Consider the following 13,669-nt stretch of genomic DNA (forward strand, 5'->3'; position numbering starts at 1 on the left):
GCGCCGGGCCGAGCGCAGGAGAGACAGCCGCGTGGTCCGCGCCCGGTCGCGAGCGACTAGCCTTGCCTCGGTACTTGCCGAACCAGGAGAGGCTGATGACCACCTCAGAACTTCCCGCACGCACGTCGTTGACCGCCGATGTCCGAGGCGGCATCGATTACAAGGTGGCGGATCTGTCGCTGGCCGAATTCGGCCGCAAGGAGATCCGTCTCGCCGAACACGAGATGCCCGGTCTGATGGCGCTGCGCCGTGAGTACGCCGAGGTGCGGCCGCTACAGGGCGCGCGCATCTCCGGCTCGCTGCACATGACGGTGCAGACCGCGGTGCTGATCGAGACCCTCACGGCGCTGGGCGCGCAGGTGCGCTGGGCCTCGTGCAACATCTTCTCCACCCAGGACCACGCGGCGGCCGCTGTGGTCGTCGGCCCGCACGGCACCGTCGACGAGCCCAAGGGCACTCCGGTCTTCGCCTGGAAGGGCGAGACCCTGGAGGAGTACTGGTGGGCCGCCGAGCAGATGCTCACCTGGCCGGACGAGCCGGCCAACATGATCCTCGACGACGGCGGCGACGCCACCATGCTCGTGTTGCGCGGCGCGCAGTTCGAGAAGGCGGGCGTGGTGCCGCCGGAGGACGCCGACCACTCGGCCGAGTACAAAGTGTTCCTGAACCTGCTGCGCGAGCGGTTCGAGACCGACCGCGGCAAGTGGAGCAGGATCGCCGAATCGGTCCGCGGCGTCACCGAGGAGACCACCACCGGCGTGCTGCGGCTCTACCAGTTTGCGGCGGCGGGCGAGCTGGTGTTCCCGGCGATCAACGTCAACGACTCGGTCACCAAGAGCAAGTTCGACAACAAGTACGGCACCCGCCACTCGCTGATCGACGGCATCAACCGCGGCACCGACGTGCTCATCGGCGGCAAGAAGGTATTGATCTGCGGCTACGGCGATGTCGGCAAGGGCTGCGCGGAATCGCTTGCCGGACAAGGCGCCCGGGTGCAGGTGACCGAGATAGACCCGATCAACGCGCTGCAGGCGCTGATGGACGGCTACGACGTGGTGACCGTGGAGAATGCGATCGGCGAGGCCGACATCGTCATCACCGCCACCGGCAACAAGGACATCATCACCCTCGACCACATGAAGGCGATGAAGGACCAGGCCATCCTGGGCAACATCGGTCACTTCGACAACGAGATCGACATGGCCGGGCTGGAGCGTTCCGGCGCAACGAAACTGACCATCAAGCCGCAGGTCGACCTGTGGACGTTCAAGGAGACCGGCCGCTCGATCCTGGTGCTGTCGGAAGGGCGTCTGCTGAACCTCGGCAACGCGACCGGGCATCCGTCGTTCGTGATGTCGAACAGCTTCTCCAACCAGGTGATCGCGCAGATCGAGCTGTGGACCAAGCCCGACGAGTACGACAACGAGGTCTACCGCCTGCCGAAGCACTTGGACGAGAAGGTCGCTCGCATCCACGTCGAGGCGCTCGGCGGCGAGCTGACCAAGCTCACCAAGGACCAGGCCGAGTACATCGGCGTGGACGTGGAGGGCCCGTTCAAGCCGGACCACTACCGCTACTGAGCGCACCCCATCGGGTCCCGTCGGCCTTCCGGTCGGCGGGACCGCGCTCCCCGGCGCACCCGGCTCGGCATCCGCGCTGGTCAGTCGGTGCCGGCGGCGAGCGGGCGGCGGGGTACCCTGCCTGGCTATGGGAGTGCTGATTGCCGTCGAAGGCATCGACGGCGCGGGCAAGCGGACGCTGATCGAGCGGGTCGTCGCCGATCTGCGCGGTCGCGGGCTACGCGTCGCCACGATGGCCTTCCCGCGCTACCGCGTCTCGGTGCACGCCGACCTGGCCGCCGAGGCGCTGCGCGGCGCGCACGGCGACCTGGCCGACTCGGTCAGCGGCATGGCGCTGCTGTTCGCGCTGGACCGCGCGGGCGCCCACGACGAGCTGTCGAAGCTGTTGGCCGACAACGACGTTGTGCTCTTGGACCGCTACGTCGCCTCCAGCGCCGCCTATTCCGCCGCCCGGCTCGGCCAGTCGGCCGACGGCGAAATCGTGCAGTGGGTGGGCGAATTGGAGTTCGGCAGATTCGCCCTGCCCGTGCCCGCGCTGCACGTGTTGCTGGACGTGCCGACCGAACTGGCCGTCGAGCGTGCCCGCAGGCGAGGCGAACTCGACGCCGAGCGCGCGCTCGACGCCTACGAGCGAGACGGCGGTCTGCAGCACCGGACCGGTGCGGTGTACCGTGAGCTCGCCGAACGGGCCTGGCACGGGCCATGGTGGACATATCGATCCGAGGACGACCCCGCTACGCTGGCCGCGCGGATCACCGAAATCGTTGGTCGATAAGGTTGGCTCTGCCACGGGTTCGCACCAGTGTTGGCGTGGCGGCCCGATCCTCGCCTGGGAGATGACAACATAGTAGTTATGAAGCCGAAGATTCTGGTCGTCGACGACGATATGGCACTCGCTGAGATGCTCACGATCGTCCTGCGCGGGGAAGGGTTCGACCCGCACGTGGTCGGCGACGGCACACAGGCCCTGGCGGCGGTTCGCGAGATCCGCCCCGATTTGGTGTTGCTGGACCTGATGCTGCCCGGCATGAACGGCATCGACGTGTGCCGCGTGCTGCGGGCCGATTCCGGGGTTCCGATCGTGATGCTCACGGCCAAGACCGACACGGTCGACGTCGTGCTGGGTCTGGAGTCGGGCGCCGACGATTACATCGTCAAGCCGTTCAAGCCGAAGGAACTCGTCGCCCGGGTGCGTGCCCGCCTGCGCCGCACCGAGGAGGAGCCCGCCGAGCTGCTGTCGATCGCGGATATCGTGATCGATGTGCCCGCGCACAAGGTCAGCCGGGGCGGCCAGCAGATCTCGCTGACGCCGCTGGAGTTCGACCTGCTCGTCGCGCTGGCCCGCAAGCCGCGCCAGGTGTTCACCCGTGAGGTGCTGCTCGAGCAAGTCTGGGGCTACCGGCACGCCGCCGACACCCGGCTGGTGAACGTTCACGTGCAGCGTTTGCGGGCGAAGGTCGAGAAGGACCCCGAGAATCCGGAGATCGTGCTGACCGTCCGCGGTGTCGGTTACAAGGCCGGACCGCCGTGATCCGGATCGAACTCAGGGCCCGGAGGCGGTAGCTTGCCTGACCACGAAGGGCCCCGCCAAGGCAGGGCGGCGGATCTCACCAGCGTGCTCGCGCGTCTGCAACGATCGCTGGCACCCGTCGTGGCCTGGTTCCAAGAGGTCGGCGTTGCTCTCGGTCACCTCTGGCGCCGGTCCCTGCAGCTGCGCGTCATCGTGTCGACGCTGACCCTGTCGCTGATCGTCATCACGATCCTCGGTGTGGTGCTGACCAGTCAGATCACCGACCGGCTGCTCGACGCCAAGATCAACGCGGCGGTCGAGGAGATGGACCGTGCGCGCAACACGGTGGAAAGCCAGCTGGCCGGTGTGCACGATCTCGGCGGCCAGCCGCAGCGGCTGGAGGACGCCCGCAACGCGCTGTCCAACCGCGGCGGGACCGGCCAATCCACCGGCGCGGCAGGTACTTTCGACACGGCGCTGAGCGTCATCGGCGGTATAGCCGCCGCAGCAGATCTCCACCGGCCCGATCCAGGAGGTGCCCGAGGAACTGCGCCGGTTCGTGCAGCGCAACCAGGTCAGTTACCAGTTCGCCACGGTCGCCGACGCGGAGGGATACCACGGCCGCGCGCTGATCATCGGCAGTCCCAGCGCCGAGATCCCGACGCTGGAGCTCTACCTGATCTTCCCGCTGGCCAACGAGGAACGCAGCTTGGCGCTGATGCGCGGCACCATGCTCGTCGGCGGCATCGTGCTGCTGGTGTTGCTTGCCGCGATCACCGCGCTGGTCACCAGGCAGGTGGTCCTGCCGATCCGCTCCGCGGCGCGGATCGCGGGCCGGTTCGCCGACGGCAGGCTCAAGGAACGCATGCTGGTGCGCGGCGAGGACGACATGGCGCGGCTGGCCCAGGCGTTCAACGAGATGGCCGAGAGCTTGTCCAACCAGATCACCCAGCTGGAAGAGTTCGGCAACCTGCAGCGCCGGTTCACCTCCGACGTCAGCCACGAGTTGCGCACCCCGCTCACCACCGTGCGGATGGCCGCCGACCTGATCCACGGCAGCAGCGACGACCTCGACCCCGCGCTGGCGCGCAGCGCCGAGCTGCTGGTCAACGAGCTGGACCGGTTCGAGGGCCTGCTCAACGACCTGCTGGAGATCAGCAGGCACGACGCGGGCGTCGCCGAACTCCAGGTGGAGTCGCTGGACGTGCGGATGTGCGCGCGGGCGGCGATCTCCACCGTGCGGCACCTGGCCAAGGACGCCGGCGTCGAGGTGATCACCGATATGCCGGACGAGCCGCTGGTCGCCGAGGTCGACCCGCGCCGCGTCGAGCGGGTGCTGCGCAATCTGCTCGCCAACGCGATCGACCACAGCGAGGGCAAGCCGGTGCTGCTGCGCATGCGCGGCGACGGCGAGGCCAACGCGGTCGCCGTCGTCGTGCGCGATCAGGGCGTCGGCCTCCGGCCCGGTGAGGAGAAGCTGGTCTTCAACCGGTTCTGGCGCTCCGACCCGTCCCGGATGCGCCGCTCCGGCGGCACCGGTCTGGGTCTGTCGATCAGCGTGGAGGACGCGAACCTGCACGAGGGCAAGCTCGAGGCGTGGGGCGAGGTCGGGCTCGGCGCGAGCTTCCGCCTGACGTTGCCGCTGGTGCGCGGGAAGAAGCTCGGCCCGAGTCCGCTGCCGCTGGAGCCCGCCCGCACGCCGATGCGGCTGGTCGAGAAGGAGCCGCCCGCCGGCGCGACCGCTACGGAGGGTGCCGAGCGAGATTCCGGCGAGCGGAGGGTTTCCGAGCTGGACAGCGTGAAAGACGGCCCGGGTTCGCCGGCCGCGCAGGCTGGTTCCGCGGAGTCGAACGTCGCCGAACCGGATGCCGCGCGGACGCCGGATGCTGGGCGGGACCCGATGGAATCGGGCACTACCGGATCGGATGCGGCGCACGCGGACGGCGTGAGCCCAGAGGCCGAACCGGACGATATGAAGGCGGGCACCGCTGGGGCGGATGGTGTGCGTACGGAAGACGTGAGCACGAAATCGGGCACCGCTGGGGCGGATGGTGTGCGTACGGAAGACGTGAGCACGAAATCGGGCACCGCTGGGGCGGATGGTGTGCGTACGGAAGATGTGAGCACGAAATCGGGCACTGCCGGAGTGGATGGTGTGCGTACGGAAGACGTGAGCGCCGAGTCCCCGAAGCCGGATGCGGCACGGGCGGAGAACGCGGAATCGGGCGAGATCGCGACACCCGGCGAGAGCACCCCGTCCGGTGACGCGCCCGCGTCCGGTCCGAATGGATCGCAAGCGCCCGAGTCGGCGCAGGCCGGTGGTGGCCCGACGCGCGAATCCGGGGACGGACAGTGATGAGAATGCGTGTCGGGTCCGCGCGGATGCGGCGGCTGACGGTGCTGGCCGCGGTGGTGGCGGTGGCCTTGTCGCCGCTAACCGCCTGCGCCAGCCTGCCCGAGTCCTCCGCGCCGGAGGCACTGGGCACCCTCAACCGCGAGCCCACCCCCGAGGGTCCGCCGCCGCCGGTCGCCAACCGCGATCCCGATCTCCTGCTGCGCGACTTCCTTCAGGCCACCGCCGACCCGGCCAACCGGCATCTGGCCGCCCGCCAGTACATGACGCCGGCCGCCTCTACCGGGTGGGACGACGCCGCCGGCACCGTCATCGTGGAGAAACCCGACACGCTGCGGGAATCGCGCTCCGGCGACAAGGCCACCTACAAGATCCGCGCGCGCAAGGTCGGTGAGCTGGCCGCTGACGGCGGATACCGGCCCAGCGAGGACATCGTCATCGTCGAGAACAAAATCGAGCTGACCAAGGTCGACGGCGAGTGGCGCATCGATGAGCTGCCCGACGGCGTCGTGATGGACTCCACCGCTTTCTTCAAGTCCTACCGGCGTTACGCGCTGTACTTCGTCGATCCGGCCGGCAACACGGCGGTCCCCGATCTGCGCTGGATCTCGGTGCCGAAGGGGCAGTTGACCCAGCGATTGCTGAGTTCGCTGATCGAGGGGCCGCAGCCCGCCCTCGCGTCGGTGCTGCGCAACGAGCTTGCGCCGACGGTTGCGCTGCGCGGTGCGATCACCAAGATCAACGGTGACCCGGAGGGGGTCGGCATCGGGCTCGGCGGCGTCAAGATCGACTTCGCCGGCGCGTCGGCGCTGAATCCGCGCGAGCGGGAATTACTGGCCGCGCAAGTGGTGCTCACGCTCTCCAGCGCCGACATCCTCGGACCCTACGTGCTGCTCGCCGACGGCAAACCGCTGGACGAGCGGTTCGCCGCGAACGGTTGGAGCGTCGCGGACGTGCAGCAGTTCAATACCGGCACGTCCACACGCAACCAGGCTGGTTTGCACGCGCTGCGCGGCGGAGGATTGGTGCAGGTCACCGACAGTGGCGGCAGCGCGCCGACGCCGGGCTACTTCGGCCGGGTGAACAACCTGCAGTCGGCGGCGCTGTCCCCGGACGGCCAGCTGGTCGCCGCGGTCGCGGAAGCGGGCAGGCCCGCAGGGGAGCCGTCGCGCACCCTGATGGTCGGCACGTACGGCGGCAACGCCTTTCCCGTCGCCGAAGGCTTCACCATCACGCGGCCGTCCTGGACCGCCGACGGCAGCGCGGCATGGGCGGTGCTCGACGGTGGGCGGGTCATCCGCGCGGTGCACGACCGCGCCACCGGAAACGTATCGGTGCAGGACGTCGATACAACGGCGCTGACGGCGGCCTCGTCGGCAACGGCGCCGCGGTTACCGATCACAGACTTGCGGATATCCCGGACCGGGGTGCGTGCGGTGATGATCGCCGACGGCAAGGTCTACGTCGCGGTCGTCGTGCCACAGCCCGATGGAAAGTTGAGCTTGACCTCGGCGCTTCCCGTCGGCGTCGGCCTCAGCACGGCCGCGGTGTCGGTGGACTGGCTCGACGCCGACACGATCATCATCGCGCGCGAAGGCAATGTCGACCCGGTGAGCACCGTCTCGGTGGACGGATCGGAGCCGACCCCGCTGACGTCGCAGAACTTGACCGCGCCGGTCCGCTCGGTGAGCGCGAGTCCGGACCATCAATACGTGGCCGACTCGCGCGCGGTGCTCGAGCTGACCACCGCCCCGGATCAGGGGCAGCCCTATTGGCGCGAGGTACCCGGACTGGGCGCGAACGCCCTTCCGGTGCTTCCCGGCTGAGCGCTCCCCGCCTCTGCGGGTCTTCAGGCCGTACTAGTCGGGTGGCGCGAGTTGGCGTTCAGGTCCTGCGCCGGGTGCCGCTCGAGTTCTGGGCGTACCCGGTGAGTTACCAGTGTGCTCTCTCAACGCACCGCCGCCGGTCATGGTGCCGACAGTACCGGGAGTTCGAGGCCAGGCTGGTCGTGGTCGTGGTCGTGTCGGTCAGGAGTCGTCGTCGTTGTGCCCGGCGAGCTGCCGCCCGAGCATCCGGGCCTCGTCCACGATCATGTCCAACGGGGTCTCATACTCGAGTGCGTTGTCGTAGTCGTCGTCGGGCTCGAGGGCGTCGGTTAGCAGGAGCGCGTGTCGCAGCACGAGGTTCTCATCCGTCACGACGAGCCCGCCGATAGTGGCCGTGCTGCCGACCTTGGTGAGTACGGCCGGGAGATCGACCTTGTCGGCCTTGGCGAACGGCCTGTCGATCTGGATCCATTTCTCGTCTGCCCGTCTGATCACGACGTCCGGGGCGTCCCAGTCCTCTTCAGCGTCCTCGACCTTGATGCTGATCTTGTCGGGCTCAACATGCACGCCGTAGCTGTACTCGGAAATACGCTCGACCAGTGCGTCCCACTCCCAGCTGTTTTCCACGCGATTTCCTCCCCAGTCGCCAGCTTTCCGGATGCAAAGCGTAGCAGAATCGGCTGCGGCGGAATGGAATTCGTCCGGCTGATACAGAGGCGGACCATGCGAGCGGAGGCGATGGCATCGGCGCGCCCTCCTGGTTTCCTGGACCGGGCGTGCACTGCCGCTCGCCTCGCGCTCGACCTCCGCCGTCAAATGTCCAGGCGTTCAATTCCTGAAACGCAGATCGAACACGAGTCCACCCAGATCATTTACCGTCTTCTTCATGACCTGATCAACATCCGAAGCGCTCGGCAGCTGGTACCAGCCGTCGTATTGCTTTCCATCCAGGTCGTGAATAAAGCCGGCGCCGCCCGCCCTCGCCGCAGTCGGCCGCGCCGTCACCTCCACCCCAGCCCCTGCCGAGACCACCCCCGCCCCGGATCGGCCAACCGCCAGACCTACACCGCGATCACCAGTGCGGCCACCAGCACCGCGCTGGGCGATCTGGGCCGCCAGGGCAGCGATGCGGCCGGGTTCGCCGTCACCGGGCTCCACGTATGGCAGTGCGGGTCCGGGCCGAAGCAGCCACGGGGACGACCAAAGGCATGCGGTCGTTATCCAACGTTGCACCATGCGCGATTCGCTCGTGCCCGGCGCGGGGACAGCATCCGGTGCGGCGGTAATTCGGCTCGATGGGCTCCCGTTCGTGGTGTGTGCCGGAGCCGCTCGCGGCGCACTGCGTCGGCGAGAACGCGCAAACGCGTCCGTTGCGATGGCAGCGGTGGGTCCATCCGGCCGGTGACGCTGGCGACGGATGGACCTTGTCGGGGGGTGGGTGCAGACTCGGGCGATGCGAAACCTGCTCGATCTGGTCCTGCCCGCCGCCTGTGCGGGCTGCGGGCGGCCGGGCTCCGGCTGGTGCGCCGAGTGCGCTGCCGCGCTGGCCGGTCCGCCGGTACGGGTATGGCCGCGCACCGATCCCGGAGTCCCGTGCTGGGCGCTCGGGCCGTACGCCGGTCCCGCGCGCCGGGCGGTGCTCGCGGCGAAGGAACGCGGGCGGCGGGATCTCGCGGAGCCGCTGGGGGCCGCGCTCGCGGGCGGGCTCGCCCAGCTGCGCTCGGCGGGGCGGCCGCTGGTTCTGGTGCCCGCCCCGAGCCGGGCCGCGGCGGCGCGGCGCAGAGGCGGCGATCCGGTGCTGCGTTCGGCACGCTTCGCCACCCGATTGCTGCCTGATAGCCGAGTCGTATCCCTGTTGCGGGTGGGGCGTGGTGTGCGCGATTCGGTAGGCTTGACGCCCGCGGAGCGGGCGCGCAACCTGGGCGGGCGGGTGACCGTACCCGATCGTGCCGCTGACCGGGGAATTCGGTCGAACGCCGAGGTAGTGGTCGTCGACGACGTGCTGACCACCGGCGCGACGGCCCGCGAATCGGTACGCGCGTTGGCGCTGATCGGATTGCCGGCATGTGGCGTTCTGGTTACGTGCGCTGCGTGACCGGTGGGAAATTTGCGTGAACACTGGCGATCGGCCGGTTGGCGTACTAGCGTCGCGAACACACACCCGAACCGGGAGTTTGGAGGTGGAGCCTCGGACAACTCGTGCCGAGCGATTGTCGATCGGCACTGCTCAATCCCGCCGCACGTGAATCGGTTGTGCGGCCAGATCCGGGAGGTACGCGTGACGACTTCTTCACGACCTTCAGTGAAAGATCCCGCTCCGTCGGTGCTGGATTCCGGCACCCAGGAAGCACCAGAGCAACCCCAAGCGGAACGCCAGCCAGCGATGCGCGCCGACATCGTGGTGAAGGGCCGCAACGTGGAGGTGCCTGATCATTTTCGAATTTACGTCGCGGAAAAACTCTCCCGATTAGAACGCTTCGACCCCTCGATGTTCCTCTTCGACGTGGAGTTGTTCCACGAGCGCAATCGCCGCCAGCGGAAGAGCTGCCAGCGCGTCGAGATCACCGCGCGCGGAAAGGGTCCCGTCGTCCGGGCCGAGGCCCGCGCGGACAGCTTCTACGCCGCGTTCGAGTCCGTGACGGCGAAGCTGGAGAGCCGGCTTCGTCGCACCAAGGATCGCCGCCGGGTGCACTACGGCGACAAGACACCGGTCTCCGTCGCCCAGGCCACAGCGGACCTGGTGGACGTTTCGCTGTTCGAGCGGCCCACCGGGTCGAGCGCCACGCAGGAACAGCGCGAGGAGGCGCAGGAGCCGGACTACGCCGAGGGTCCCGGCCACATCGTGCGCACCAAGGTGCACTCGGCCACGCCGATGACCGTGGATGACGCGCTCTACCAGATGGAGCTCGTCGGTCACGACTTCTTCCTGTTCCAGGACAAGGAGACCGATCGGCCCTCGGTGGTCTACCGCCGCCACGCCTTCGATTACGGCCTCATCAGGCTCGCCTGACGACACCGTCCGTCCCCGATTCTCCGGGTGTTCAGCTCGCTGGCTGGATGCCCGGAGATTTGCGTTGGCACGGCCCTCCCGCTCTCCCTGTCTTCAGGCCGTACTAGTTGGGTGGCGCGGGATCGGCGGTTGGGGTATCGCAACGCCTCTGCTCTACTCACCGCCGCCGGTCGCGGAAGAATGTCCGGTGCAGCAGTGAGTCGCGGCGCGGGGGACGCATGGCGTGCAGCATCACCATGTCGGCGAAGGTTTCCGCGTCGCGCTCGCGCAGCGTGCCGTAGTCGGTGCGTCCGAGGACGTGCGCGATGGACTCCGGCGAGATCGAGGGCAGCAGCTCGGCGATCGCGGCCACGGTCGGCGTGCTCGCGGAGGGCTCGCCGGGATCGGACTGCTCCGGGCCGTGTCCCAGCAGCATGTGCCCGATCTCGTGCACGATGATGTGCTCGGCGTGCCATTCGGTGGTGTCGGCGCCGTAGACGATGACGTCGCTGTCCTGCTTGGCGATCCACAGGCCGCTGCCCGTGCCACACCCGGTGCCCGCGAGCAGCGCGGTGTCGATCGGCAGCATGCTGATGCTCCGCCCGCGGTAGGCCGCGACGTCGTCGAGGTAAGTGGACAAATCCCATGGGTGGGGAATCGGTAGGTCCCGTGTCAAGCTCCGGAACCGGGCCTGGATGGCCATGTGATCGGTCTCCTACAAAAGCTCATGCCTGCGCCTCGCTGGCGCCCGGCTCCGGCATGCGCAGTGCGCCCCGATGACTCGCTCGCCGCCCCCGGTCATGCCTGCGCCTCGCCGGCGCTCGGCTCCGGCACGAGCGAGTGCTCGGCTGCGTCTATTGTTCGCTCGCTGCGCTCACTCAGTGGCCCATGTAGGCAAGCATGTTACCGACTCGGCGGCGCGGCGGCTTCGGTGCTCTGGATGATCTTGGCCAACATCGAGTTGTCGATGTTGGAACCTCGCAGTGCGATGCTGGCGACGTTCGCGTCCCGCATGGTCGCGAGCAATTCGAGCTCCCTATCAATCGCCGCGGCGGCGGGGCCACTGGTGACGAGGTAGTCGGGGGACACACCGAAGCTACGTGCCACCGCGACCAGGATCTCGACATCGACCATGCGCCCGGCGTTTTCGTGGTCGAATTCGCCGCCGCGCAGGCGCGTCAGGTAACTCGCCGGCAGCTCGCGTCCGAGGAATTCGCTGACCTGCGCGGCGACGGACGCGGTGCTGCGCTCCGGAGCCGATCGCGGGTGCACCACGGCGAACAGCCGATTGATCTTGTGGCTCAGGGCTGGAGCGGCGCCGCTCGGCTCGTCGTCGGTCATGTTCGTCCCCTCAGTCCCTGCCGTTTCGAACCGCGGTCGTCGCCATGTTCGCCGCCAGCCAGCGTGCCCGGAATTGAGCTTCGGTCGCCGCATCGAGATCCTCCGATCGGCCGGCCAGCCAGCGGCGGTACCGGCGTTCCTGTATTTCGGTGGCGTCACTGGCCTCCGCGGGCACCGCGAGCAGGTGCGCGAAGGCCATCTCCACCAGCGGATGCAGTTGCCTGCCCGGGCCGCCGTTGCGTTCGAGCATCGCGGTCGCGTAGCGCGCGGATAGCTTGGAGACCACCCGATTGAGTTCGGCGATCGCAGCCACCACCTGTGGGTCGGTGGTACGGCCGTGTTCGACGACGTCGTTGAGCCGGCCCGAGGCGGCGAGCAGCCCGGTGAGATCGGCGATGTCGAACCGGATCGCGTCGGGACCGGCCACCACCGACTTGCCTTCGCCCTGAGAGGTGCCGGCTGGTTCGTCGTCGGCGGGGATTCCGCCCGCGTAGGTGCGTGCGGCGCTGCCCGGCAGCCATCGCAGCGGCGCGTCGAGCTTGTTCAGCGTGTGCACGCTGATCGTCGCCTCGCCGTCTTCGATCTTCCGGATGGTCGGCGCCGAAGGTCCCCCGAGGTCGCCGATCTGTAGCTGGGTGAGGCCGAGCTCGTCCCGGCGTTCCTTGATGATTCGCCCGAATCTCTTCTGCCGCGACAGCTCCGAAGGGCTATGCATAGTAGGCCCATGGTAAGCCGTTGGCAGGCCATAGGCAAATGAATAGAAAATATTTGGAAAGTCAGTCGAAAGTTGGTACGGTGATTTTGCGCTGAGGCCCGGTGGGGCGGCCATGCGCCGGGTTCCGGGACGGGCAGGGGCGTTCGCCGGGACGGGCGTTCGGTCTGTCGCGCAACGGCGCGTGGCAGGCCGGGAGCGGCGGTGGAGGGGATCGCCGCTGCGCGGGTTCGCCGTCGGCGAAGGGGGCCGACGGTGAACTTTCTTTCACTCGACGCGGGTACCGTGCCCGGCAATCGGGCGGTTGCCCGCGCCGATGGCCGGGCGTGCCGCGATGATCAGCGGAGCACGGGTTCAGAGCCTGCCCGGAGTGCCCGGCCGCCGGTGGCGGCCTTCGTCGGCGATGATCCGCAGGCAGGTCTGGTGCTTGGTCTCGCCAGGAACGCCCTCCCGGCGCAGGCGCAACATCGCCTGTGCCAGATCGATGCCCAGCTCGTTCGACAGGCGCACAGCATCGACATTGGCCATTACACAAACCTCCTGGAAACACCGCAAAAGAACAACACTGCGTCAGACGCAGTTTCGTCCTTGTCGTACCCAGTCGGCAGGCGATTGAACCATGAATTAACTGGCGAGCGTCAGCCGCGGTAGGTTTCGCGATGCACCGCGTCCGTGAGCGGCCGTCCGGCGCGCCAGCCGAAGCGCTCCAGATCGGGAATGTCCTGGAACTGGTGGACCGGACCTACGCAGAGCCAGGCGACCGGGCGGATGCCTTCGGGGAGGCCGATCAGATCGGCGAGGAAATCGGGGTCGTAGAACGACACCCAGCCGACGCCGACGCCCTCGGCCGTGGCGGCCAGCCACAAGTTCTGGATCGCGAGAACCGCCGAATAGACGCCGGTTTCCGGTACGGTGGCCCGCCCGAGCACCTGTGGTCCGCCCCGGTCGTGGTCGTAGCAGACCACGATGCCGGTGCCGCTCTCCAGAATGCCTTCGATCTTGATCGGCTCGAATGTCGCCGCGCGCTCCGGTGGCAGCGCGTTCCGGAACTCGACGCGCCGCTGTGCCACGTGATCGGCGAACCTGCGCAGTGTGGCCTGCTCGCGGACGACCACGAAGTCCCATGGCTGCGAGTTCCCGACGCTCGGTGCCCGATGTGCGGCGCCGAGCAGCCACCACAGCGTGGTCTCGTCCACGACCTCGCCCGTGAACTCCGCGCGCACGTCCCGGCGGCGCCGGATGGCCTCGTAGACACTCACAACCTCATGCACCGCCTGAGTCAATCAAACCCGCGACCGCTCACGCACATAGTGTCGGCCGGAGTCGCCTCCGAGTCGTGCGGCGCAAGTTACCGGACG

General features: G+C 68.3%; 13 protein-coding genes and 1 pseudogene. 7 read left to right on the plus strand and 7 right to left on the minus strand.

Going from position 1 to position 13,669, the window contains the following annotated elements:
• Positions 1-95 precede the first annotated feature (95 nt).
• The 5 genes and pseudogenes from ahcY to lpqB all read left to right on the plus strand — a co-directional run bounded on the left by ahcY (position 96) and on the right by lpqB (position 7,269).
• On the plus strand, positions 96-1,580 hold the full coding sequence (ahcY, locus tag AB0M45_RS16505) for an adenosylhomocysteinase (RefSeq protein WP_364328946.1): 1,485 nt from the start codon (positions 96-98) through the stop codon (positions 1,578-1,580).
• A gap of 127 nt (positions 1,581-1,707) precedes the next feature.
• Positions 1,708-2,355, plus strand: a complete 648-nt coding sequence (locus tag AB0M45_RS16510; protein ID WP_364328949.1) for a dTMP kinase — start codon at positions 1,708-1,710, stop codon at positions 2,353-2,355.
• Between the two features lie 69 nt (positions 2,356-2,424).
• A complete protein-coding gene (gene mtrA, locus AB0M45_RS16515; RefSeq protein WP_174372059.1) occupies positions 2,425-3,111 on the plus strand; it encodes an MtrAB system response regulator MtrA in 687 nt (228 codons plus the stop codon).
• A 120-nt stretch (positions 3,112-3,231) separates the two neighbouring features.
• Positions 3,232-4,780, plus strand: a pseudogene (gene mtrB / locus AB0M45_RS16520) (MtrAB system histidine kinase MtrB); the annotation flags it as partial.
• A 665-nt stretch (positions 4,781-5,445) separates the two neighbouring features.
• Positions 5,446-7,269 carry an MtrAB system accessory lipoprotein LpqB gene (gene lpqB, locus AB0M45_RS16525; protein ID WP_364328952.1) on the plus strand — a complete coding sequence of 608 codons (1,824 nt, stop codon included), beginning with the start codon at positions 5,446-5,448 and terminating at the stop codon, positions 7,267-7,269.
• A gap of 201 nt (positions 7,270-7,470) precedes the next feature.
• On the opposite strand, the gene AB0M45_RS16530 is transcribed toward lpqB, so the two are convergent.
• Together AB0M45_RS16530 and AB0M45_RS16535 are read right to left on the minus strand one after the other, a co-directional pair.
• A complete protein-coding gene (locus tag AB0M45_RS16530; RefSeq protein ID WP_364328955.1) occupies positions 7,471-7,896 on the minus strand; it encodes a hypothetical protein in 426 nt (141 codons plus the stop codon).
• 201 nt (positions 7,897-8,097) lie between these two features.
• A complete protein-coding gene (locus AB0M45_RS16535; protein ID WP_364328958.1) occupies positions 8,098-8,427 on the minus strand; it encodes a hypothetical protein in 330 nt (109 codons plus the stop codon).
• A gap of 295 nt (positions 8,428-8,722) precedes the next feature.
• On the opposite strand from AB0M45_RS16535, the gene AB0M45_RS16540 reads away from it, so the two are divergent.
• Together AB0M45_RS16540 and raiA are read left to right on the plus strand one after the other, a co-directional pair.
• Positions 8,723-9,364 carry a ComF family protein gene (locus AB0M45_RS16540; protein WP_364328961.1) on the plus strand — a complete coding sequence of 214 codons (642 nt, stop codon included), beginning with the start codon at positions 8,723-8,725 and terminating at the stop codon, positions 9,362-9,364.
• A gap of 288 nt (positions 9,365-9,652) precedes the next feature.
• Positions 9,653-10,279 (plus strand): ribosome-associated translation inhibitor RaiA, encoded by a 627-nt coding sequence (gene raiA / locus AB0M45_RS16545; RefSeq protein ID WP_364329039.1) that lies wholly within the window; start codon positions 9,653-9,655, stop codon positions 10,277-10,279.
• A gap of 157 nt (positions 10,280-10,436) precedes the next feature.
• Here the strand turns inward: raiA and AB0M45_RS16550 are convergent, their stop codons facing one another.
• The 5 genes from AB0M45_RS16550 to bluB all read right to left on the minus strand — a co-directional run bounded on the left by AB0M45_RS16550 (position 10,437) and on the right by bluB (position 13,582).
• Entirely contained in the window at positions 10,437-10,961 is a 525-nt protein-coding gene (locus AB0M45_RS16550) for a hypothetical protein (protein WP_364328964.1), read from the minus strand.
• 200 nt (positions 10,962-11,161) lie between these two features.
• Positions 11,162-11,599, minus strand: coding sequence for a hypothetical protein (locus tag AB0M45_RS16555; RefSeq protein ID WP_364328967.1), 438 nt, complete (start codon positions 11,597-11,599; stop codon positions 11,162-11,164).
• A gap of 10 nt (positions 11,600-11,609) precedes the next feature.
• Entirely contained in the window at positions 11,610-12,314 is a 705-nt protein-coding gene (locus tag AB0M45_RS16560) for a helix-turn-helix transcriptional regulator (RefSeq protein ID WP_364328970.1), read from the minus strand.
• A 351-nt stretch (positions 12,315-12,665) separates the two neighbouring features.
• Positions 12,666-12,839, minus strand: coding sequence for a hypothetical protein (locus AB0M45_RS16565; RefSeq protein WP_364328973.1), 174 nt, complete (start codon positions 12,837-12,839; stop codon positions 12,666-12,668).
• Positions 12,840-12,949: 110 nt separating this feature from the next.
• Positions 12,950-13,582: a 5,6-dimethylbenzimidazole synthase gene (bluB, locus tag AB0M45_RS16570; RefSeq protein WP_364328976.1), complete on the minus strand. Its 633-nt coding sequence runs from the start codon at positions 13,580-13,582 to the stop codon at positions 12,950-12,952.
• Positions 13,583-13,669: the final 87 nt, after the last annotated feature.

Source organism: Nocardia sp. NPDC051787, from assembly GCF_040681325.1.
In the GTDB taxonomy this organism is placed as follows: Bacteria; Actinomycetota; Actinomycetes; order Mycobacteriales; family Mycobacteriaceae; genus Nocardia.

Coding starts and splice junctions, on each gene's coding strand:
- AB0M45_RS16560 (WP_364328970.1), bottom strand. CDS start 12,314: ATGCATAGCCCTTCGGAGCTGTCGCGGCAGAAGAGATTCGGGCGAATC.
- AB0M45_RS16540 (WP_364328961.1), top strand. CDS start 8,723: ATGCGAAACCTGCTCGATCTGGTCCTGCCCGCCGCCTGTGCGGGCTGC.
- ahcY (WP_364328946.1), top strand. CDS start 96: ATGACCACCTCAGAACTTCCCGCACGCACGTCGTTGACCGCCGATGTC.
- AB0M45_RS16510 (WP_364328949.1), top strand. CDS start 1,708: ATGGGAGTGCTGATTGCCGTCGAAGGCATCGACGGCGCGGGCAAGCGG.
- AB0M45_RS16565 (WP_364328973.1), bottom strand. CDS start 12,839: ATGGCCAATGTCGATGCTGTGCGCCTGTCGAACGAGCTGGGCATCGAT.
- raiA (WP_364329039.1), top strand. CDS start 9,653: ATGCGCGCCGACATCGTGGTGAAGGGCCGCAACGTGGAGGTGCCTGAT.
- lpqB (WP_364328952.1), top strand. CDS start 5,446: ATGAGAATGCGTGTCGGGTCCGCGCGGATGCGGCGGCTGACGGTGCTG.
- AB0M45_RS16550 (WP_364328964.1), bottom strand. CDS start 10,961: ATGGCCATCCAGGCCCGGTTCCGGAGCTTGACACGGGACCTACCGATT.
- AB0M45_RS16555 (WP_364328967.1), bottom strand. CDS start 11,599: ATGACCGACGACGAGCCGAGCGGCGCCGCTCCAGCCCTGAGCCACAAG.